This is a genomic window from Halomonas sp. SIMBA_159, from assembly GCF_046536035.1.
GTDB classification, from domain to species: Bacteria; Pseudomonadota; Gammaproteobacteria; order Pseudomonadales; family Halomonadaceae; genus Vreelandella; species Vreelandella venusta_A.
The window spans coordinates 1-288 of record NZ_JAWJBT010000329.1 but is presented as its reverse complement, the minus strand read 5'-3'; the positions used below and the strand labels follow the sequence as shown (position 1 = coordinate 288).

Sequence of the window (288 nt, the reverse complement as noted above, 5' to 3'; positions counted from 1 at the left end):
ATCAGGGGCAGAGCCGCCTGCATCAACCTGAAACTGGTTCAGGAAGTCAAATTGTCCCCCTGAGGTCATATCATTGGTAAAGTCATTGATAATGCCGGTGATCCCTTCGGGATAGCTTGAGGCATAGAAACTGGAGCAGGTTTTCGACTGAATACAGGTGCCGTTCCCGGCATTGGTCAGGTCAGGGTTGCCGAAGTCTGACAGCAAATCGCTGATACCCGTGAGGCTGTCACCAATCCCTTCAAGGTGGGTGTTGCCTTCCTCCTGCAGTCCTTTCATTTCGTCGAG

At 52.1% G+C, this 288-nt stretch carries 1 protein-coding gene; it reads right to left on the bottom strand.

Features of this window, described 5'->3' with window-relative positions; genetic code table 11:
• On the bottom strand, positions 1-288 hold a 288-nt coding region (locus R0J87_RS19490; RefSeq protein ID WP_498888311.1), incomplete at both ends, for a hypothetical protein.